Origin of the sequence: Candidatus Methylacidithermus pantelleriae, from assembly GCF_905250085.1 — a bacterium.
In the GTDB taxonomy this organism is placed as follows: domain Bacteria; phylum Verrucomicrobiota; class Verrucomicrobiia; order Methylacidiphilales; family Methylacidiphilaceae; genus Methylacidithermus; species Methylacidithermus pantelleriae.
The window spans coordinates 1-18,398 of sequence record NZ_CAJNOB010000034.1 but is presented as its reverse complement, the minus strand read 5'-3'; the positions used below and the strand labels follow the sequence as shown (position 1 = coordinate 18,398).

Annotated in this window: 21 protein-coding genes; 11 read left to right on the top strand and 10 right to left on the bottom strand. The window is 53.9% G+C overall.

The window, feature by feature from the left end; all coding sequences use genetic code 11:
* Window positions 1-12: 12 nt before the first annotated feature.
* From KK925_RS07495 to KK925_RS07475, 5 genes are all read right to left on the bottom strand, one after another.
* A complete protein-coding gene (locus tag KK925_RS07495) occupies window positions 13-1,491 on the bottom strand; it encodes a complex I subunit 4 family protein (protein ID WP_174582173.1) in 1,479 nt (492 codons plus the stop codon).
* 7 nt (window positions 1,492-1,498) lie between these two features.
* Window positions 1,499-3,277: an NADH-quinone oxidoreductase subunit L gene (nuoL, locus tag KK925_RS07490; protein WP_174582172.1), complete on the bottom strand. Its 1,779-nt coding sequence runs from the start codon at window positions 3,275-3,277 to the stop codon at window positions 1,499-1,501.
* 15 nt (window positions 3,278-3,292) lie between these two features.
* Window positions 3,293-3,595 (bottom strand): NADH-quinone oxidoreductase subunit NuoK, encoded by a 303-nt coding sequence (nuoK, locus tag KK925_RS07485; RefSeq protein WP_174582171.1) that lies wholly within the window; start codon window positions 3,593-3,595, stop codon window positions 3,293-3,295.
* 2 nt (window positions 3,596-3,597) lie between these two features.
* Window positions 3,598-4,104, bottom strand: coding sequence for an NADH-quinone oxidoreductase subunit J (locus KK925_RS07480; protein ID WP_174582170.1), 507 nt, complete (start codon window positions 4,102-4,104; stop codon window positions 3,598-3,600).
* A gap of 110 nt (window positions 4,105-4,214) precedes the next feature.
* Complete coding sequence (locus tag KK925_RS07475) at window positions 4,215-4,733, bottom strand: NuoI/complex I 23 kDa subunit family protein (RefSeq protein ID WP_174582268.1); 519 nt, start codon at window positions 4,731-4,733, stop codon at window positions 4,215-4,217.
* 122 nt (window positions 4,734-4,855) lie between these two features.
* Between KK925_RS07475 and tatA the strand changes: the two genes are divergently transcribed.
* From tatA to KK925_RS07460, 3 genes are all read left to right on the top strand, one after another.
* A complete protein-coding gene (gene tatA, locus KK925_RS07470) occupies window positions 4,856-5,215 on the top strand; it encodes a twin-arginine translocase TatA/TatE family subunit (RefSeq protein ID WP_214096401.1) in 360 nt (119 codons plus the stop codon).
* Window positions 5,216-5,814: 599 nt separating this feature from the next.
* Entirely contained in the window at window positions 5,815-6,825 is a 1,011-nt protein-coding gene (hpnH, locus tag KK925_RS07465) for an adenosyl-hopene transferase HpnH (protein WP_174582169.1), read from the top strand.
* A gap of 16 nt (window positions 6,826-6,841) precedes the next feature.
* A complete protein-coding gene (locus tag KK925_RS07460; RefSeq protein ID WP_174582168.1) occupies window positions 6,842-7,246 on the top strand; it encodes a hypothetical protein in 405 nt (134 codons plus the stop codon).
* A gap of 16 nt (window positions 7,247-7,262) precedes the next feature.
* Here KK925_RS07460 and KK925_RS07455 read toward each other — a convergent pair whose 3' ends face one another.
* Both KK925_RS07455 and KK925_RS07450 read right to left on the bottom strand, forming a co-directional pair.
* Entirely contained in the window at window positions 7,263-7,892 is a 630-nt protein-coding gene (locus tag KK925_RS07455; RefSeq protein ID WP_236027883.1) for a polyphenol oxidase family protein, read from the bottom strand.
* A 607-nt stretch (window positions 7,893-8,499) separates the two neighbouring features.
* A complete protein-coding gene (locus KK925_RS07450; protein WP_174582167.1) occupies window positions 8,500-8,754 on the bottom strand; it encodes a hypothetical protein in 255 nt (84 codons plus the stop codon).
* Between the two features lie 6 nt (window positions 8,755-8,760).
* Here KK925_RS07450 and KK925_RS07445 point away from each other — a divergent pair, with 6 nt between their 5' ends.
* From KK925_RS07445 to KK925_RS07435, 3 genes are all read left to right on the top strand, one after another.
* Window positions 8,761-9,081, top strand: coding sequence for a hypothetical protein (locus KK925_RS07445; protein WP_174582166.1), 321 nt, complete (start codon window positions 8,761-8,763; stop codon window positions 9,079-9,081).
* 479 nt (window positions 9,082-9,560) lie between these two features.
* The gene (locus KK925_RS07440) at window positions 9,561-9,797 is read left to right on the top strand and encodes a hypothetical protein (RefSeq protein ID WP_214096400.1); all 237 of its coding nucleotides are present in this window, start codon (window positions 9,561-9,563) and stop codon (window positions 9,795-9,797) included.
* Between the two features lie 274 nt (window positions 9,798-10,071).
* Complete coding sequence (locus tag KK925_RS07435) at window positions 10,072-10,293, top strand: hypothetical protein (protein ID WP_174582165.1); 222 nt, start codon at window positions 10,072-10,074, stop codon at window positions 10,291-10,293.
* 445 nt (window positions 10,294-10,738) lie between these two features.
* Here KK925_RS07435 and KK925_RS07430 read toward each other — a convergent pair whose 3' ends face one another.
* Window positions 10,739-11,848: a cytochrome-c peroxidase gene (locus KK925_RS07430; protein ID WP_174582164.1), complete on the bottom strand. Its 1,110-nt coding sequence runs from the start codon at window positions 11,846-11,848 to the stop codon at window positions 10,739-10,741.
* 650 nt (window positions 11,849-12,498) lie between these two features.
* Window positions 12,499-12,741: a hypothetical protein gene (locus KK925_RS07425; protein WP_214096399.1), complete on the bottom strand. Its 243-nt coding sequence runs from the start codon at window positions 12,739-12,741 to the stop codon at window positions 12,499-12,501.
* A 68-nt stretch (window positions 12,742-12,809) separates the two neighbouring features.
* On the opposite strand from KK925_RS07425, the gene KK925_RS07420 reads away from it, so the two are divergent.
* From KK925_RS07420 to dtd, 4 genes are all read left to right on the top strand, one after another.
* On the top strand, window positions 12,810-14,000 hold the full coding sequence (locus tag KK925_RS07420) for an NAD(+)/NADH kinase (RefSeq protein ID WP_236027882.1): 1,191 nt from the start codon (window positions 12,810-12,812) through the stop codon (window positions 13,998-14,000).
* A 1-nt stretch (window position 14,001) separates the two neighbouring features.
* Complete coding sequence (locus tag KK925_RS07415; RefSeq protein WP_174582162.1) at window positions 14,002-14,475, top strand: PTS sugar transporter subunit IIA; 474 nt, start codon at window positions 14,002-14,004, stop codon at window positions 14,473-14,475.
* 114 nt (window positions 14,476-14,589) lie between these two features.
* Window positions 14,590-15,531, top strand: a complete 942-nt coding sequence (locus KK925_RS07410; RefSeq protein WP_174582161.1) for an ROK family protein — start codon at window positions 14,590-14,592, stop codon at window positions 15,529-15,531.
* A gap of 228 nt (window positions 15,532-15,759) precedes the next feature.
* Window positions 15,760-16,203 carry a D-aminoacyl-tRNA deacylase gene (gene dtd, locus KK925_RS07405; RefSeq protein ID WP_174582160.1) on the top strand — a complete coding sequence of 148 codons (444 nt, stop codon included), beginning with the start codon at window positions 15,760-15,762 and terminating at the stop codon, window positions 16,201-16,203.
* 62 nt (window positions 16,204-16,265) lie between these two features.
* On the opposite strand, the gene KK925_RS07400 is transcribed toward dtd, so the two are convergent.
* Complete coding sequence (locus tag KK925_RS07400) at window positions 16,266-16,793, bottom strand: helix-turn-helix domain-containing protein (RefSeq protein ID WP_174582159.1); 528 nt, start codon at window positions 16,791-16,793, stop codon at window positions 16,266-16,268.
* Between the two features lie 370 nt (window positions 16,794-17,163).
* On the opposite strand from KK925_RS07400, the gene KK925_RS07395 reads away from it, so the two are divergent.
* Window positions 17,164-18,398 (top strand): TonB-dependent receptor plug domain-containing protein (locus KK925_RS07395; protein WP_214096398.1); only part of this gene is annotated, 1,235 nt, incomplete at its 3' end.

Here is an 18,398-nt window from a genome sequence, read left to right as displayed (position 1 = left end):
TTGGTTCTTCCTTTACAATGACAAAGCAAGAAGCCCACGGACTGCGGGCTCAATCACCCTCAAAAGACTGCCGGGCACAACTCCTACAATCACCAAGCTCACCAGGAGCAACATGTACGGGGCTCTCTGTCGCCACAACCCAAGATCTCCCACTCGTTGCAAGCGCTCCGGAAGAGGACCAAAAAAGATCTGGCGCACTGCTCTCAATTGATAGATCGCAGAAAGTACGACCCCCCAGAGAGCCAAAGTGGTCACCCAGGGGAAGGCTTTCCAAGAACCAAAAAAGATCAAAACCTCCCCCGCAAAGTTGGCAAGACCCGGAAGGCCGATCGATGCGAACGACCCAAAGAGAAAAGCGACGGTGAGAAAAGGAGCTTGCGCCGCCAGCCCCCCGAGCTCCGAAAAGGAAAGGACCCCGGTTCGAGATCCAATCTCTCCTGCCAAGGCAAAAAGAAGCGCACTGGATAACCCGTGAGCCACCATCAAAAGGACCGCCCCACTGACCCCAAGTTCATTCCAGGAGGCAAGCCCAAGAAACACGTACCCCATGTGCATAACACTGGAAAAACCAAGCATTAAGCCCAGCTCTCGCTGGGCTAAGGTAACCAGCCCCACATAGATGATGTTGCCGAGCAAAAGAATGAGCCACAAAGGCTTCCATGCCTGCACTCCCTCCGGAAGTAAGGGGAGAGCTACTCGCAGAAGACCGTACAAGCCAAATTTCTTAAGAACGCCTGCATGGAGCATTGCGGCGGCAGGAGGAGCTGTGGCATACCCCAGAGGAGCCCAGGAATGGAACGGGACCAAAGAAACAAGCGTTCCAAAGCCAACCAAAAGCAAAAGGTAGACCCATCGCTGGGCTTCCAAGCCAGGAGCATGCTGGCGGAAGAGCCGTTCTAACTCGGGAATGTCAAAGGTCCGGACTGGGCCGGGAAATAAAAAGAGAAGCCCTAAAATACCTGCCAGAAGAACGAGGCTCCCGGCTGCCAGGTAAAGGGTCAACTGAAGACTGGCCAGTTGCCGGTTTTGCCGTCCCCAGATTCCGATCAGAAGGAAAGTCGGAACCAGTGCGATTTCATGAAACACATAAAAAAAGAATAGATCCAACGACACAAACGCACCCAAAGCTCCCAGAGAAACGAGCAAAAGATAGCTAAAAAACTCCCGACCTCGTTCGATCCGACTCGGCGCAATCGCAACCGCCGCCATGGTTACAATTGCGGTTAAAAGAACCAAGGGGAGATTGATTCCGTCCAAGCCCACGTGGTAACGGATCGCAGGCAGTCCCGCAAACGTGATCCAAGGGCTATCCTGTACAAACTGGAAACCTTGAAAATCGGGATCGAAACCCGCGTAGAGCAAGAGACTCCATACAAGATTACTCCCTGCGGCAAAGACCGCAACGGCCTTGGGGTTCCAAGGAGAAAAGGCAATGACCGCAATGCCCAGGACCGGAATCAAAAGAAGGATCGTGAGAGGAGAAAGGTCCATATTTTCTTTATTTTCCTAGAAACCAGAGGAAAAAAAGAGCCGCACCCAGGGAAAAAACAAACGCATAAAAGCGAACATTCCCCACCTGTACCAGTCGCAAAATTTCCCCTCCGAGGCTAACGACAAAAGCAATCCCCCGCACAACTCCAAATCCAATCAACCATTGATCCAGCCAAGAAAGAAGCCACGCAAGCCGATCCTGGGCCCAAACAATCACCCGATCATACAACTCATCTACATAGAACCGAGCCTCCAAAAGCCTCATGTGGAGTGGCTCCGAAGATCGGTTCAGATAGAGGGTGCAGCCCGTGGCAAATCCTAAACCGACGACCAAAAGAGAAAGCAGGGGTACCGCAAAACTTGTGTGTTCACTCGCAACGCCAAGATATTCCGGAATCCCCACCCACCGGTATCCGGAACCGATAGAAGCAAGACTCAACAAAAGCAAAGGAACACCCATGACCAAGGGACTTTCCTTGGCTTGACTCACGATTTCGGATCGTGGTTCGCCCAAAAAACTCACGATCACGAGCCGGGTCATATAAAGAGCCGTGAGAAAGGTAGTAGCTAGACCTACCGCAAAAAGAGGAAGCGAACGCGACCAAGCCGCTCGCAAAAGGGTTTCTTTACTATAGAACCCCGACACCCCCGGAACACCCGTTAGCGCTAAAGCTCCCACTAGAAAACAAGCAAACGTCTGGGGCATGTAACGGTAAAGAGCTCCCATGCGCCAGATGTTTTGTTCACGGTGATGCAGAGCTACCAAAACCGAACCGGCTCCCAAAAACAAAAGCGCTTTGAAAAAGGCATGAGTTGTCAAGTGAAACATCGCCGCTCCAGGGGAGCCACACCCGACACCCATGACCATAAGCCCTAGCTGAGACATCGTAGAATAGGCCAAAATGCGTTTGATATCATTTTGAGCGACTCCCAACAACCCGGCAAAAAGAGCAGTAGTCCCTCCAGTCCATGCGATCACCTCCAGTGCCTGGGGTGAGGCTTGGAAAACCGCAAACGCCCGGCAAAGCATATAAACCCCGGCGGCAACCATCGTTGCAGCATGGATAAGGGCAGACACGGGAGTCGGGCCCTCCATCGCATCCGGAAGCCACACATGCAACGGAACTTGCGCGGACTTTCCCACGCACCCACAGAAAAGCAAAAGGGTCACCAACCAAGCCAAAGGATGACTCGCGAGTCGATGAGCAACTTCTACATCAAAACTCAGGCTCCCCGTAATCGCCCAATAGGATAAAATTCCTGCGATAAAACCAAAATCCCCAATGCGATTCACAATGAAAGCCTTTTTGGCAGCTTCCGCGGCGGACGGGCGTTCGAACCAAAAACCAATCAACAGATAAGACGCAAGACCTACCAACTCCCAGAAGATATACATCTGCAAAAAATTATCGGCCACCACAATCCCCAGCATGGAAAAAAGAAAAAAGGAAAGCATCCCAAAAAAGCGACCCTGGCCAGGATCATGAGCCATGTATCCGAGCGAATAGATTTCAATGAGAAGAGCCACCGTGGTGACAACCACTAACATGAGTTTGGATAAGGTGTCCAGGCGCATGCCTATTGGAACGACCAGCTCTCCAAACTCAAACCACGGCCAGGGAGAAGGAGCATTCACCCAACCGAAAAAGATTCCCAAAGCGATCAAAGTGGAAATGCCAGCCGCTCCAATGCACAACCAGCTTGCCCAATAACGATAAGGTGCAAAAAGGACCAAAACCAATAGGGCGGCCAGAAGGGGAGCGATCAACAAAAGCCAGGCACTCATCCTGCAGTAGAGCGGCTAGAAACGAAGAACCGTGAGGTCATCGGTTTTCGTTGAGCGACGCACCCGGTAGAAGGCTACGATCAGTGAGAGGCCGACGGCCACCTCCGCCGCGGCCACGGTAATGATGAAAAAGACCGCGGCCTGTCCTAAGGCATCTTGGCGAAACCGGCTCAGGGCAACAAAGGCAAGATTACCCGCGTTGAGCATCATTTCCAAGCACATGTAAATGACCAGTAATTCCCTCCGTAGGATGACGCCAACTAATCCGATCAAAAATAAAAGCCCGCTGGCTCCTAAGTAATGCCCCAAAGTAATCATGACTACGTCCGAGATGCCCGTGTCCTTGCAAAGACAACAACGCCGACCATCGCCAGTAACAGAAGCACACCCACCGATTCTAAGGCAAGAAGATACCTCCCAAAAAGAACCCGGGCAATCGCCGTAACCCAATCCCCTCCCGGGCCGGCCGGTTGAGGTGGCATCGGAGCAGCCGCTCCACTTCGAGCCAGCTCTATAAAGGCTCCGGCTAGTACGGCTGCCAAGACAAAAGCTGCAAGCCCGGAACTCCACTGGAAGGGTTGTGCTTCCTCTTTTTTAATGTCAAGAAGCATGATAATAAAAAGAAATAACACCATCACGGCACCAGCGTACACCCATACTTGAATTGCGGCTAAAAAGTAAGAATCAAGCGTAGCAAAAAGCCCTGCTTGAGCCAAAAGAGTCAGAATCAAGCAAAGAGCCGATGCGATCGGATTGCGATTGAGCACCACACCGAAAGCAGCAAAAAGCATCACTGCGGTAAAGAGCCAAAAAAGATCCGTTCCCATGCGAAATATTTTTCTATCCAGACGTTCTCTGCTCAAGGGACAACATTGAACTGGCCGGGTAAGACCCAAACCCTGGAAGCACCAAAGAAAGACACATACGGTTTGGCTTGCTACTTATTTTTCCACTTTTTGATCGGCCGAGGCAAGATGCCGCCTAGCTCGTAGAGTTTCTCCTTATTGTGGATCATCTCTTCACGGGTCCTTCCTGTAATGGAATAGCAGTCCTCCCGAAGGAAAATGGCTTCTTCCGGGCAAACTTCCTCGCATAGCCCGCAAAAGATACAACGTGTCATATCGATCCAAAATTCCTTGGGAGCCTTTTCCACCTTAGCGTAGGGAGACTCTTCCGGAATTTCCCCCGGTTCGATCCGAATTGCTCGGGGAGGACAGATAAATTCACACAACTGGCAGGCAACGCACTTTTCCCGCCCTTCTTCGTCCTTTACCAGCACGGGTGCTCCCCGGTACCCGGGAGGAAGCTGGGGCTTTTCTTCTGGATACTCGAGGGTCTCTTTGGTTTTGCCTGTGACAGAATCCTTAAAATGCTTCCATGTGACGGCCAACCCTTGAACAACCCCTGGAAGATAGGAGCGTTCCAGCCAGGACAGTTTCGGTCGAGGAACAATCATGTAAGCTAATACTAATCGCTTTCTTTCGTTCCGACAACAAAAGCGATGACCTAAACCCATTCTTCTTACAAAGGCACTTCACCGGAGGGCGGACGGTTCCCCACCGGTCCCTTCCCGAAAAGATGCCCCGAACACGGACCTTGGAAAAAGGGAGAATCGGTGGGCAGGCAGGTGTCAAAATCTCTTGCGGGACACTAGAAGATCAAGCAGAGTACCCCATGCACCTTTTTGCCCTGGGTCTCCCTTCCGGACAAGAATGGTTTTGGATCTTTGTCGTGGTGTTTCTTCTCTTTGGGGCCAAGCGTCTTCCCGAGCTTGCCCGGGGCTTGGGTCGGGCGCTTGGGGAGTTCCACCGGGCGCGCGAAGAGTTTGAGCGCGAAATACACAGAACGGTTACCCCCCCGCCCCCCGGGGCCGTTCCGCAGAACGAATCCCTTGGAGACTCCCCGAAAGACTCCTCTCACGGACCCCAGCAAGGATAGGGGTACAGGTTTTCTCTGGGGAGCTTCCCTTTTTAAGCGTCCTTCCCAGAAAGCCGGTTTGCGCTCCTTCTCGGCAGTGCTTGTGCCCGCTCAAAGTCAATATTCCAGTCCACGCGAAAGTGTCTGCGGCGCTTGGACGGGCAGATCGGGTCTGACGACGGGTCGATAGCAATCACGTTGCCTCCTTGGCAGGGTACTTCCGCTACTTTCGGTTGCTCGACAAACCAAGCGAAGCATTCCCAAGACCTAGCGTTTCTTCACACGCGAACTACGGGCCGTGTGCGAGGAGCTTGTCGTTGACTTCCCCACGGTTTTTTCCCTTCCTTACTTATCCAGGAAGGGAAAAGGATCTGGACCAGTTGGGTTGGGACCCTTTTTCACAGCCTACGGCCCTTCTTGAAGGCTTCTTCTTGGCCTAAAAAGAAATAGCGCAACTTTCTCTCGGGTCTTCTTGCCTCGACCATCGGCGCTGGACTGCACCAGCAAAAGCAGGCCGTTACAGAACTAACAAGCTTGGAGGGATCAACAGAAAAAAACAAAAAAACGCATAACGCCAGGATTGACAGGACCTTTGGCTTCCTTAGTCTACGCCATAGGCAATGGTTCCCCTTTCTCAAATTTGGACTGTCGCCCTCTATGTTTTGCGGCAGCGCTGGTCGGGGAAAAGGCAGTATCCCCTTGTGTTAATGCTCGAACCCCTTTTCCGCTGCAACCTGGCTTGCGCAGGGTGTGGAAAGATCCAGTATCCGGACCATATCCTCAACCGGCGGCTGAGTCCGGAGCAGTGCTGGGCGGCAGCGGAGGAATGCGGGGCTCCCATTGTGAGCATTGCCGGAGGGGAACCCCTCATCCATCAGGAAATTCATAAGATCGTCGAGGGGCTCATTGCCCGGAAAAAGTATGTTTACCTATGCACTAACGCGCTACTCTTGCGGCGTAAACTGAATCTGTTTCGGCCGTCCAAATACCTCACTTTTAGCATCCATTTGGACGGACTCAAAGAAGAGCATGACGACTCCGTATGCCGGGAGGGGGTCTACGACGTGGCCGTGGATGCGATTCGGGAAGCCGTGCGGCGCGGCTTCCGAGTAACCATCAATGCGACCCTCTTTGTGGGAGCTAACCCAAAGAGGGTACGGGAATTTTTCGATCGGGTCATGGAACTGGGGATCGAAGGCATCATGGTCTCCCCTGGTTACAGCTACTCCAAGGCACCGGATCAGGAACACTTTCTTGGCCGCGAGCGGACGAAGGAACTTTTCCGGGATATTTTGAGAAACCGGAAGAAGACCTGGAAGTTCAATTTGTCCCCACTTTTCCTTGAATTTTTACAGGGAAAAATCGACTACGACTGCACCCCCTGGGGCAATCCGACGTACACTATCTTTGGATGGCAAAAGCCTTGCTATCTTTTGGCCGATGGCTATGCCCGGACCTTCCGTGAACTTCTCGAGAGCACGCCCTGGGAGCGATATGGCTACCGGAGTGGCAACCCAAAATGTGCCAACTGCATGGTACACTCCGGCTACGAGGCTTCTGCCATTAACGATACCTTCGGCTCTTGGGGAGGGCTGTGGCGAACCGTTCGGGCAATCGTTCGGTCGGACTAAGAGCCCATAGCTTCCCATGAACGGCGAGTCAGCCCTCGTTTTACAAGGAGTGCTCGGCCAGGGTGTAAAACTCCAGGGGCGGCGTTTTGTTTGCCAAAGCTTGGCCGAGAAAGCTCTTGCCGTGGAAGCTGCCTTTGATTATCGCGGCGACGTTACCTTGGAGCTCTGCGATGGCTCACAAGTCGAAGGGTTTGTGTTTAACCGGACACTGACAGAGTCGTGCGGGACAGTTGAACTTCTTCTGCCTGGACAAGCAGAGCCCTTGGCGATCCCGTATGACCAGATTGTGGCCATTGCTTTCACCGGCAAAGATACGGCAGACGGGCGATCGTATGAAGCATGGAAAGCAAAAAAGGCCTCGGAACGTGCACGGGAAGCCCAGCAGATTGAGAAAGAAATGCGAGCCCAGGGATACTTGTAGCCCACCGCTCCCAAGCTCAACGTAACAGGATGAAAGCATACATCCGCCCCGTCTTTCCCCGATCTCTCCGATAGGAGTCGTATCGCTCCGGATCCGCAGCTGTGCACCGCCCCGAGTCATACACATGGACCACCCCAGCCCGACGGGCTTGCCTCTGAATCTCAGCGGCAAAGTCCACCTCGTAATAGGGCGGGCGGATGCAGGGGCTTATTTGTAACCGGATGTCCCAGGGACGGCATCCCCATTGGCGTTTCATTTGGGCAATGGCGGCCCCAACGATATTCCAGGCTGTGCCCTTGCGACCCGAATGGAGAAGCCCGATGACCTTTCGAACCGGGTCCAAAAGGTAGACCGCCGCACAGTCGGCCACACGAACGGCCAGGAGAACCCTTCGCAAGGCAGTCAAAAGACCGTCTGCACCGGGGAAATATCGTGTGGCTGGAGAACGGACGACCGCGACTTGATTTCCATGAGGCTGAGCGGCTTCGACCCAAGCTGCTACCGGAATCCCTTTTTCTCGGAGCTCAGTAGTCAGAACGGCCCGTAACACCTCAGGCTCCAAAGGCGCCCGCAGTGAAAAACCGTGCCAAATAAGGGGACTATCCAACTCTGGGAACCGCTCCCATCGCAAAAAGTGAGTGTGCATGGGCCTACCTGCTCCGTCAAATGGGACACTCACAGTTTACCACCGGTCCTTTTCTTTGCCGCAAGAATACAGGTTGGACCGCGTGCTTTCGCTTTTGGGTCCTCCAACGGATTTCGTGACCGGGGAGCCCAGATGCGTGGGGAGGAGTTCCCTCCAACATATCCACTAGTGGCAATGGATCTCGGGACTCATCCCGTTGAGGGCTAGATTCCAGAAGAGCTCGATTGCTCTACCCGCATACCCTCTCTTGCAGCTGGCTGATCACAGCTCCCCGGTTTACTGGCTGGAGTTATACCGTAGACAAAACGTATCCCTAGAGTGCAGTAGGTAAGAGTGTCTGTGCTACTAGGCGAGCTCGCACACTGAGAACTTTCCGAAGAATCTTTCTTTTTGGGAAATCAGAAGCGTAGGGGCTATCTCTCGGGAGTTAGCGCTTTCGGAAGTTGGGCGAGTCAAAGAAGAGAAAGGATGGCACACGCTCCACCCCTCCGCTGGGACGGCAGTTCGGCCAGTCGTAGGACCCAGTCGAGCTTTAACCCAAAAGCCCCTGTAGCCCAAGTCAACAGTGGGACCCAAACGTAACCTTGCAAGGAGAGTTCTATGGTCGCTAGAGTAAGCGTTCCCGAATCCCCAGCCGGCCGGCGCCGAAAGCGTCCCTCCTAACTGGCATCTTTTGTGCATTTTGTTGCGCAAGTTCAAGCGGCTTTCCCGATGCTAGAGCTTCTTGCTCATCATCGACTTCGTCGGAGAGATCGCAAACCCAGGGGCGGCCCATGGCTGGCAGATCTGATAGGGTCAACAGTACCCGCTGCGCACGGCTCTTGAGAAACCCCGTCACCCGCCTGCCCATGAAGAGAATCATTCCGTCGTGGGTCCGAGCTTTGGCAAAGCCGATTGGGCTTGGCCGCCACCCTCCGGACGGCAACTTCTTTTGCTACGAGGTATTCCGGCAGATCGAGGGGCGGTTGTACAGGCAGGCGTTTCAAAGCAAGCTCAAAGCCCAAGAGGGACACCGGAGCTCTTCGAGAGCAACTTTTTTCTTTCGGCAGTGCCGCGACTGGCGTGCCTCGCCGGGGAGGTGGAACAGTATCCGGCGGCCCGAGGCCTTTTCGCTCCCTACGCAGTTTCCCTTCTCGATGCCGCCCTGGCTCGAGAATACTCCCAAGAGCCAACGCGAAACGCGTGGTAATCGGCGAGGCGGTACGGCTCTTTCTCCAGGCCAAAGGAAAGCTCGGAATGAAGTCAAGAGCGAGCACAACTGTGCTGAGCGCTCTTGGGCCTTACCCGACTCCGCATTTTGGCTAACGTAACTTCCTTAGGCTTTTGACCTTTGGAGTTGCAAGTGCAGGACTTATAAAAACGCGCGTAGGGTCGATACGTTAGGGAATTAAAGGTAAACCATTTCTAAAGTCGGATCATGTCTCTTGTAAGTTGCACATTTGTGCCCAGGAGGCTTGTGCCGATCGCAACGGGAAGGTGTGCCGGCAGGTCGGGGGGTTCACCGGTCCTACCGCGTGGCGAAAGAGGGAAAGAGAAGGAATTGGGCCAATGGGAGGCGGCTCCCGGTCGACAGGCAAGAGGTTGTTCCAACAGGCTTCAAAGGGCAGAAGCTTGTACCCCGGGAGGGCTTACAGCAGGGGTCCAAGAGGAAATGCTTCCAGGGATAAGATGGGAGCGCAAGCGGCGGTTTGTTCAAGCGATCTTTTTTGGGGTGGACTCTTTTTTCCTTCCTCGCAGTGTCCGTTCGGGAACAAAGCCAGGGGGAGGGTATTAGTGGAACTCCACGGGGTGGAGGAAAAAAGCCACTTCGAGGAAAAGGAGCTATACCGGGCGATTGAATGGGCGAAACGGGGTTTTAGAGCTAGCTGGAAAAAGCGCTATCGCGAGGATTCGCTCGGGGGGTAACGGGTCTTGTGCTTTATCATCTCTCCCGTGTGTAGTTTGAGGGAGGCAAGGCCCGAAGGGACTTGCGCGTTATGGAGAGAGCCGGGATCAGCGAGGGGACTGGCACCCAGTGCTTGTTCTTGATTCCGACCCATGCTCAAGGAGTCTCGATTTTCTTGGAGAGTAAAAAGAGTAAAGATTCTGCGGGCAAACCGGGCGAATTCGAAGACGCTTCTCGGGTTGCGCGTGAGGCTCCAACCACGGTTGGGGATCGAAGAAAAAACCCTTGTCTTTGATGGAGGAAGGAAAAAAGCCGGTCGAACTGGGAAGCGCTGAAAGCGCAAAGAGCTTGCGTATCTCACTTGAGCTAAGAAGAAGCCAGGCTCCAAGAGCGATTGTCCGAATCTTCCCAAAAGATCGGGAGCTTTGGCTTACCGACCGGAGTCAACTGATAAAGGTGGAAGGCAATGGGGTTCGATCTTCTCTCATTGCCGGAGGAAAGTGGCCTAGTTCTTGAGCGATCGCGCCCGGCGGGAAAGCCGGGTGGCTTATCCGAAGGAAGTATTGGCCGAGACTCCTCAAGACGATCGCCCAAAAAGCCGATCCGCTCACAGTGGGGAGCCGGGTCGGTTGGGCCGCTCTCTTGCCTCCAAGCCCATACTTTCAATAGCAGCTTTCCCTACTGGGGTGAGCCAGCCTTTTTGGCGCGCACGCGGAAGCTTGAGCGCGAAGGTGGTTGGGATGGCCCATGGGTAGGAGGAGTTCCCCATTCTGGTTCTCTTGAGATTGACTGCTATGATCGGACGACCCTTCTTGCCTAAAGCATCGTGGCGGCTCCTGCCCGCCGAGTGCCAGAAACCTCCCAGATCCCAAGAAAGAGTCCTCGATCCGTGCCAAACAGGAGGCTAGCTGCGCAACAGTGCCGGTTTTCGCCCCACTTCGGCTCGCCAAAAAACACGGCCTTACTGAAGTTGCGGCTTGGGAGTTTGCGGTGTCGAAGCTGGGAGAGTGGGAAGAGTCATTTCGGGGCGCGGGTCTGCGGTTAGGCTTTTAAGGAAAGAGACAATTCTTTTTACTTCCACGTCTGAAAGCTTGCGATTGAGCTGTACGTCCGCCATGATGCGGACCGCCTGTCCAAGATCCCATACGGAGCCGTCGGTAAAGTACGGAGCCGTTAGCGCTACGTTTCGAAGGGAAGGAACCTTAAAGACGTAACGATCGGCCTCGTTTTTCGTGACTTCGTACCGCCCCAGATCTTTGAACCCATCCGGTTTTCGGAAAATCCCAAACTTTTGAAACATTCCTCCCCCCACCCCTACGCCGTTATGACAGCTTATGCAGCCAACCTGAACAAAAGTCTCAAGTCCTACCTTCTCCTCAGGGGAAAGTGCCTGCTCGTCCCCCTGCAAGAAACGATCGAACCGGGAAGGGGTAAGAAGGGTTCGTTCGAAAGCAGCGATCGCCCGAGCCGTATTCTCAAACGTCACCGGATCCTTATCCCCTGGAAAAGCCTTTCGGAAGCTTTCCTGGTAGAAGGAAATACTCTTAAGCCGGGCTACAATAAGCTCTGGGGTTGCGGCCATTTCCTTAGGATTGACCAGGGGACCCTTTGCCTGTTCTTCCACATCCTTGGCCCTCCCATCCCAGAACTGCGCCACCTGAAGAGCAGCGTTAAAGACCGTAGGCGCATTCCTGGGACCAATCTGCCAAAGGTGGCCCACCGATGTTGGCAGGCCATCGACCCCACCTGCAGCCAGATTGTGGCAGCTATTGCAGCTAACGACCCCGCTTTTGGAAAGCCTGGGATCAAAAAAGAGGCTTTTCCCCAAGGTAACCTTTTCCGGCGTCACCGGGTTGGAGGGATTATCGGCGACCCTCGGAAGGATGCCAAAAATGGCCCGGCCTTTTTCCGGAGTTAGGGGCTCTTGTTGTTGAGTAAAGGCGCGTAGGGAAAATCCCAGGAGGAAACAAAGAGCTAGGAGTCCAGCTTCTAGCCCTGTCGCTTTTCGACACACGGGTTTTCGTTCGAGAGAAAAGACTTTGCTACACAGTAGCTTTCTCTCCGAAGGCATTAAGAATTCCTAAGAATTTTTGCTCGAAAGTCAACCAAAAGCTAATAGCAGTGGACGACTGAGGTATAAGGAAGACTTACCTAGCTCGGAAGAGCCGGGTTTCCTTTCTCTTTGAGACGTGATTTAGGCTTACCTAGCCCTTTTCGTTGCCGATTACGCATTTTAAACGAATCTAGTCCTTCTTTGCCGTGCCCGCCCCTATAAAGCCGCCTCTGGTCTCAGGCCGGGCATGCAGGCTTTTGGCTTGGGGACTTTCTCCCCCTTTACCGGGCCTCATTGTGGAGAATTACTCCCTTCGAGTAGCCAGCTGCCGGGCGAAGCGCCCTACTCATTGAGCTAAGACCCAAGAAGTGCCCGCTCTCCTAGGGTAATCGCGACAAATGCATGACGCTTGGCTCCTTCTTCCACTACTTCCCCGCGCGCGGCCATCGGTATGCGTCAGAGCCTGAGCAGAGGTCCAAGAAGCGACTCAATGGTCGAGATGGGCCGCCAAAAGTGCGCTCCCTTCGTGAAGGGATCGGTCATCCAAAATGGTTGGCACCGATTACCTGTTTACTCTCCAACGGCTAGAGCGAAAGCTTGGGTTTCTGCCCACCCAAGAGAACGCTCTTAGGTTCTTCCCTCAAGAAGGGATCGCTCGTTGCGTCTTTTTAACGGATTGCCTCGCAATCGTTGGCCACGATTCGAGTCCCATCCTTTGTAACGGGGCCTCCTGCCAAGGGACTGGAAAAATCTCCATGGAGAACTAGAGCCGTCTCTCCGTCTTCCCTCTGGGGTTCCTCACAGTGAGATCCCCAAAAAATCTCTCCCGAAACGGGGCACGAGGGCCGAAGTTTGCCCCCAAGTCTTCGAATCGCAACCACAGAATCGCTGCCAGCCACAACCACCAACAAACCAACTCGCGAGCGAGGGGGCTAGTCATCAGGTCCCGGATGGCAAGGCATGAAATAAAAGTAAGGTCATGACAAGCTTGCTCCTGACAGAGAACGCCCCAAGCCAGTGTCATTTCCTTCCCTACGCCGAGCCGAAACCCTGGCCATTTTTTCCAATGGAGACAGGAGGGTTGTTGCGGCCATGGGGCAATGAAGTGAACCAGCTCTCTTGCCCTAGGAATGGATTGGCCAGCCGTGAAGGGGTTCCGCGACCCGGTAACCAGGAAGAGCCCAATCCTTTGGCCGGGTGTTGTCCTGGCCCTCGCAAGATTGGCCTTGTTTGGCTTGCGATCGTAGGTCATTTTGTCGCGAGGGAAGGAGGCTGGATGCGGATCGGTGTCATTGCCAACCGGACCAAAGCGGGCGCCCTTGGTTTTCTCAAGACACTCAAGGATGTTTCAGGCCAGTACGGCGTCGAACTTTTCTGGGAGGAGGGAACCGCTAAGCTCCTCCATCTTCAAGGACACACACTGGAATTTCTCCGGGAAAAGGCCGACCTTCTCCTGGTCGCGGGAGGGGATGGTTCCATTCTGCGGGTGGTACAGTCGATTTACCCAAGCCAGATCCCCATTCTGGGCATTAACATTGGGGGACTGGGGTTTCTCACCGCGGTAACAGGAGATGAGATAGGAGCGGCTCTCACCCACATTGTCGCGGGTAAGCTTCGGTATAGCGAGAGGCTGGTACTCCAAACCAGAGTCCGCGCCGGAGGCAAAGAAAGTGAAATTCCCTGTGCTTTGAATGATCTTGTCGCCTTTCGGACCACGGCTCACATGGCACGCCTGCGAGTATTTTCCGGTCCCTTTTTGGTCAGCGATTACGAAGCTGATGGTCTGATTGTGGCAACGCCAACCGGTTCCACCGCCTATGCCCTTTCCGCAGGAGGTCCTATCGTTTTGCCGGAAGCAAGAGTATTTACGCTCAACCCCATTTGCCCGCATACCCTGACCAACCGGACACTTGTTCTTTCTGCCGACTCCACCCTCCGGATCGAAGTGCCGCCTCGTTGTGCTCCGGTCCGTCTGGAGTTTGATGGGCATTCGGGCGGTGTTTTGCACGCAGGCGATTGGGCAGAGGTCGGTGTCGCTCCCCATCCTGTGCGCTTGGCCTTTTTGGCTCAAAGAGATTTCTTTGGAATCCTTCGCCAAAAACTCGGTTGGAGGGGGACCACGCTCACTAGCCTCGCACTGGAAGAGCAAGCCCAACCGGAAGCAAAATAAAATGGTGGAGGAGGATATGCTGGTCTCCGATCTTCTATCTCCGGAACAAATCAAGTTGGAACTTACTAGCACGACCCGGTTGGAAGCCATCTACGAGGTTGCCCTCCTTCTGGAACATCATCCTTGCGTCGTGGAGTTGCAAAGCTTCTATCAGGCGGTGGTAGCGCGCGAGCGGCTCCAGTCCACCTATGTCGGAGAGGGGGTCGCCTTTCCCCATGCTCGCACCGATTTTGTGAAAGACATGGTGATCGCTGTTGGCCGGAGTTCCCAAGGAATCTATTTTGGCGACGCCGAGCGCAAAGTTTCCCTCATTTTCCTTCTTGGAACCCCCAAGCGCTTGACAAGCCATTATCTGGCTCTGGTGGGAGGGCTTGCAAGACTAGTCAAGGATACCACGGTGAGAACGCAGTTAATACAGGCACCCACGGCGGAGCGTTTTATCGCTGTTTTGGAAGAAGCGGAAAAGCGTATTTAGGTTAGGGATGGCAAGGTCAGCCATAGAGAGATTTGGATGGGTTGCCCAATAAGAAGAGCTCCGCAAGCGGGTGGATAAAAAGCGCGCCAATGCTTTCCCTACGAACACAGAATTGTGGACGGTCCGTCTTTCCATTCTCGTACTACCCTTCGGATCGGGATTGATCTTGGAGGGAGCAAATCAGAAATCGCTCTGCTCACCCCAGATGGACGAACCCTGTGCCGTTACCGGCGCCCAACTCCCCGTGGGAGTTACGAGGCCATCCTTCAAAGCGTCGTTAGCCTTGTCCAAGAAGTAGAGGATCGGTGGAAAGTCCGGGGAATTCCCATAGGCATCGGTACTCCAGGATCGATCTCCCCGGAAACCGGGCTCCTGCAAAATTCCAATATCACCGAGCTCAACGGAAAACCCTTGCGAAAGGACTTGCAGGAGCTTCTGGGACCCAGGGTCCGGATCGAGAATGATGCCAACTGCTTTACCCTTTCAGAAGCTCGGGACGGAGCCGCCTGTCATGCTCGGGTCGTATTTGGAGTGATTCTAGGAACCGGAACAGGCGGAGGCATTGTCGTAGAGGGCAAACTTTTACCGGGAGTGAACCGGGTAGCCGGCGAATGGGGGCATAACCCCCTGCCCTGGCCCACCCCGGAAGAATTTCCCGGCCCGCCGTGCTATTGTGGCAAACGGGGCTGCATTGAGACCTTTCTTTCCGGACCGGGCCTTTCGCTGGATTTTCGAACGAAAACCGGATTAGAGCTCTCCGCGCAAATCATCGCGGAACGATCTCGTCAAGGAGACATGCAATGTAGGGAAGCGATTCTCCTGTATATCGACCGCCTAGCTCGTTCTCTTGCCTGTGTCATCAACATCCTGGATCCCGATGTGATTGTTCTAGGAGGTGGACTTTCCCAGATCCCCGCTATCTACACGGAGATTGGAAAGTTTTTACCCCGCTATGTTTTCTTTTCCCATACGCCTAGAACCAGGATCGTCCGCAACCTTCACGGGGACTCAAGCGGTGTTCGAGGTGCAGCGTGGCTTTGGGATCTGGAAAGTTGAGAATGGTCCTAAAGGCGATTCTCCTCTGTGCGAGAAAGGAGACCGTCTCTCCGTGATCGGGCGAGAGCGCGGGTGAAGGTGGGGACACTCAGCCCTCTTTCCTCGTTCAGTCTTCCTTCAAGCGACTCGTGTTTGGCTAGCTCGGTTGAGCGTTTCAAAGTTTTGTCTGGAACAAGAAAACGGACCAAACTTGCATAGCACCGACGAGAATAGCCAAAGTGGCAAACCATGATCGCTCTGGTCCAAAGGGTGAGTCGAGGCGCTGTCTACATCGGAGGCAAAAAGATTGCGTCCATTGGTCAAGGAATCCTTGCTTTGGTGGGGATCGAACGGGAAGACACAACGAAGGCGGCTGACCGGCTTGCGGAGCGGATTCTCACGTATCGCATTTTCCCTGACGCCCAGCACCGAATGAACCGATGCCTGGAAGAGATTGGTGGCGAGCTTTTGCTTGTGCCCCAGTTCACCCTAGCTGCCGATACCCATAAGGGCACCCGGGCAAGTTTCGCCAAGGCGGCACCCCCCGAACAGGCTCAGAAACTCTACCAATACCTCGTAGATCGATTGCAACAACGATACCCGAAGGTTCACAGTGGCGTCTTCGGCGCCACCATGTCGGTTGAGCTTACCAACGAGGGCCCCGTGACTTTCTGGCTGCAGGCAAAAGGCTAGGGAGGCTTAAACAAAGAAATTGATCCAAATGGGAGTCCTTGCCCTACAAAAAACGTTACCCGTTACCTTACCGGAGGAGACTTCTGTAACTTCCGTTGAAGCGTACGCCGGTGCATCCCAAGGCAACGAGCGGCCCGGGTAAGATTCCCCCCGACAACCCTGAGGACCCAATGAATGTATTGCCACTCTATCCATTGAACAGAAGGAAGAGCCGGTGAATAGATCTCCCGGCTCCCGCCATTGGGCAGTTCTGACGCTCGACGGGAAGGAGTCCTTGTAACCTGAACGGGAGGTAGCCATTGCACAAACAAACGAGCGTTTGCGAGCCGACCGGAACACGCGAGCCGGCAGAGAAGAATCGGCAAGGAGTCAGGAGAACAAAGAACGATAAGCGGACCTTCACCGGAATGTTTTTGGAGAAAAAATTCCCATTCCGTGTTGCCATCTAGAACCCTATGCGCGATCGCATTATGATTTAACCGTTCCGATTGCGAATCACTGGGGCATTCCTCCGGAGTGATTACATAGACAATGGGCCTGCGTTTTTGCCTTCGGATAGTTTCCTGGTGGGAACGTCCCGGTACGCGCATCCAATCTACTAAGGCCCGTGTTAGCGAGCATACGCAAAAGAAAAACTTACAACGTTATCTTTTTTGTCACATAGATCGGTAAATATGGCTGCCTGTCGCTAGACTCAGGGGAGTGCAACCGGGTAGCGTAGAACCCGTGGTAAAGAGGATTTTCTTTGTCTCCTTTCGCTTCCTTTTTCTAGGGTTCCCTGTGTGGGCTTCTTTTGGTTGGATGAAGGCCTCACAGGCAACCAGCTTCCAAACTCCTGACTCTCCCCCCGAAGAGAATGTACCCTCTGGGCAGACTGCCCCCTTAAGTCCAACTTCCAGCCGCAAGCTCCCAAGTGAGCTTCCTGAAGTCACCGTTGTTGGACAAAAGCCCGAGTCTCTCGTGATTCCGGCTTCAGAAGAAGCTCACGAAACGCTAAGTCAATTCCCAGGTGGCACCAATTACATCGGTGCCAGCGAATATGAGCGCGGGAGAAGCTCAACTCTGCAAGACGTTCTTGGTTTCCAGGCTGGCGTTTATATCCAGGAAGCCTATGCCGGACCCAACGACCTACGGCTTTCCATTCGAGGTTCTGGGCTCGCTAGGCCTAACTACGGAATCTGGGGAACCATGATTTTGCAGGATGGGCTTCCCTGGACCTTTGCTGATGGGGCTACGTTTGCCCTCTCCAATATTGATCCCTTGGCCATGCAGTACGTGGAGGTCTATCGGGGTGCGAATGCCCTTCCCTACGGGAGTGCAACGCTGGGGGGTGCCATTAACTTTGTCTCGCAAACCGGCTATAGCTCTCCGCTTTTGACAGCGCGATTTGAAGCCGGAAGCTTTGGATATCTTCGAGGGCAGCTCGCAGGCGGGACCGTGGAAGGGCCCGTGGACGCTTACGGATCGTTATCGGAATTTTATGAAGCGGGCTTTCGCGGGCATTCGGAGTCTAACTCCATACGCCTCACGGCAAATGTAGGATACCGGATCGGAGACGACGCGGAAAACCGTATTTACTATAGCTACATCAACCAGAGGCAGTACCTTCCGGGACCCCTCACCTTAGCGCAGACCGAATCCGATCCGGAGGAGCCAAATCGCGCGTTTTTTCGAATGAACTTGCGACGTTTCTGGGATCTTTCCCGGATTGCCGACCTTGCGACCGTGCGAGTCGATCCCGATCAAGACATCCGAACAGGGATCTACTGGCAAAATGCGCAACTTTGGCATCCTATTTTTACCTTTCTCCACGCTTCCTACAACGATTTTGGCGCTCTCTTTCAGTACCGGGGTTCTGGAGAACTTTTCGGGCATTCGGACCGCTGGGTGGTGGGGCTTCTCCCCCAGGGGGAGTTTCGAGGGGAGACCGATTTTCAAATGTTTTTTGGCCGGCCCGATCAAGGACCGCTCCAAGCCAATAGCTTTTCTGTTGCCGCTACCGTTCCCTTGTATGGAGAGAATCGGTTTTCCATCACGGACGATTTTACCCTTATAACCGGTCTTCAGCTCGCTTGGGCCTATCGTTCCAATGAGGCTTTTACTTTTATTCCTTCTCCCCCTAGCCACTTTACCGGAAGTGCTTCCAGTTCCAAGGATTACTATGGAGTCAATCCCAAGGTAGGGATCCTGTGGGA

What these genes read in the sequence shown, in the direction of transcription:
- KK925_RS07495 (WP_174582173.1), bottom strand. Translation starts at nt 1,491, where the DNA reads ATGGACCTTTCTCCTCTCACGATCCTTCTTTTGATTCCGGTCCTGGGC.
- nuoL (WP_174582172.1), bottom strand. Translation starts at nt 3,277, where the DNA reads ATGAGTGCCTGGCTTTTGTTGATCGCTCCCCTTCTGGCCGCCCTATTG.
- nuoK (WP_174582171.1), bottom strand. Translation starts at nt 3,595, where the DNA reads ATGATTACTTTGGGGCATTACTTAGGAGCCAGCGGGCTTTTATTTTTG.
- KK925_RS07480 (WP_174582170.1), bottom strand. Translation starts at nt 4,104, where the DNA reads ATGGGAACGGATCTTTTTTGGCTCTTTACCGCAGTGATGCTTTTTGCT.
- KK925_RS07475 (WP_174582268.1), bottom strand. Translation starts at nt 4,733, where the DNA reads ATGATTGTTCCTCGACCGAAACTGTCCTGGCTGGAACGCTCCTATCTT.
- tatA (WP_214096401.1), top strand. Translation starts at nt 4,856, where the DNA reads ATGCCCCGAACACGGACCTTGGAAAAAGGGAGAATCGGTGGGCAGGCA.
- hpnH (WP_174582169.1), top strand. Translation starts at nt 5,815, where the DNA reads ATGGTTCCCCTTTCTCAAATTTGGACTGTCGCCCTCTATGTTTTGCGG.
- KK925_RS07460 (WP_174582168.1), top strand. Translation starts at nt 6,842, where the DNA reads ATGAACGGCGAGTCAGCCCTCGTTTTACAAGGAGTGCTCGGCCAGGGT.
- KK925_RS07455 (WP_236027883.1), bottom strand. Translation starts at nt 7,892, where the DNA reads ATGCACACTCACTTTTTGCGATGGGAGCGGTTCCCAGAGTTGGATAGT.
- KK925_RS07450 (WP_174582167.1), bottom strand. Translation starts at nt 8,754, where the DNA reads ATGATTCTCTTCATGGGCAGGCGGGTGACGGGGTTTCTCAAGAGCCGT.
- KK925_RS07440 (WP_214096400.1), top strand. Translation starts at nt 9,561, where the DNA reads ATGGGAGCGCAAGCGGCGGTTTGTTCAAGCGATCTTTTTTGGGGTGGA.
- KK925_RS07435 (WP_174582165.1), top strand. Translation starts at nt 10,072, where the DNA reads ATGGAGGAAGGAAAAAAGCCGGTCGAACTGGGAAGCGCTGAAAGCGCA.
- KK925_RS07430 (WP_174582164.1), bottom strand. Translation starts at nt 11,848, where the DNA reads ATGCCTTCGGAGAGAAAGCTACTGTGTAGCAAAGTCTTTTCTCTCGAA.
- KK925_RS07420 (WP_236027882.1), top strand. Translation starts at nt 12,810, where the DNA reads ATGACAAGCTTGCTCCTGACAGAGAACGCCCCAAGCCAGTGTCATTTC.
- KK925_RS07415 (WP_174582162.1), top strand. Translation starts at nt 14,002, where the DNA reads ATGGTGGAGGAGGATATGCTGGTCTCCGATCTTCTATCTCCGGAACAA.
- dtd (WP_174582160.1), top strand. Translation starts at nt 15,760, where the DNA reads ATGATCGCTCTGGTCCAAAGGGTGAGTCGAGGCGCTGTCTACATCGGA.
- KK925_RS07400 (WP_174582159.1), bottom strand. Translation starts at nt 16,793, where the DNA reads ATGCGCGTACCGGGACGTTCCCACCAGGAAACTATCCGAAGGCAAAAA.